Origin of the sequence: Kitasatospora sp. MBT63 (genome assembly GCF_000710465.2) — a bacterium.
Taxonomy (GTDB): domain Bacteria; phylum Actinomycetota; class Actinomycetes; order Streptomycetales; family Streptomycetaceae; genus Kitasatospora.
Genome location: NZ_JAIZ01000555.1, coordinates 1 through 762 on the forward strand (window position 1 = coordinate 1; position 762 = coordinate 762).

Genomic DNA, 762 nt, shown 5'->3' on the forward strand with positions numbered 1-762 from the left:
CCGGATCCCGTGTGACCGCAGGTTGTTCATGACGGCCACCCCGCGCCTGTGGGCCGTCAAGGCCCAGGACGAGATGCGGGTGGCGGCGGCGGGGATCGAGTCGGCCGAGCTGATCGCGAGTATGGACGACGAGGCGCTGTTCGGCCCGGTGGCCCACGACTACCCCCTCGGCACCGCGATCTCCGACGGGGTGATCGCCCCGTACCGGATCGTGTGCGTGGACGTGGCCGACCCGGTCCTCCAGGGCCTGGAGCAGCGCGGTGCGGATGAGCGGTCGGCGGAGTACCGGGGCGCCCGCCTCGCGGCCCTTCAGACCGCCGTGCTGACCGCCGCAGCGGAGTGGGACCTGGGCCGGGTCCTCAGCTTCCATCACTTCGTGGCGGAGGCCCGGGCGCTGAGTGCCGGCCTCGGGGACGTGGCGAAGGTGCTGTGGGATCAGGACCCCGCGCTGCACCCGTCCGCGGAGCTGATCGGCACGAGCTGGCTGGAGTCCGAGCACACCGTCGCCGAACGGCGCAAGACGCTCGGCACCTTCTCCTCGCTGATCGCCGACGACGGACTGCGGCTGCTGCGCTACATCCTGGCCTCGGTCAAGGTGCTGTCCGAGGGTGTGGATACCTTCGACTGTGACAGCGTGTTCTTCGCCGACGTGCGCGGATCGATGGTGGACCTGGTGCAGGCCGTGGGCCGGGCGCTGCGGATGAAGCCGGGCAGTGGGAAGGTCGCCACCATCGTGGTGCCGGTCATCCTCGGTGCCGGGGA

At 71.0% G+C, this 762-nt stretch carries 1 protein-coding gene; it reads left to right on the top strand.

Features of this window, described 5'->3' with window-relative positions; genetic code table 11:
- Positions 1-28 precede the first annotated feature (28 nt).
- Positions 29-762, top strand: a 734-nt coding sequence (locus tag AA75_RS29425; protein ID WP_255369530.1) for a helicase-related protein, incomplete at its 3' end; no start/stop codon positions are given.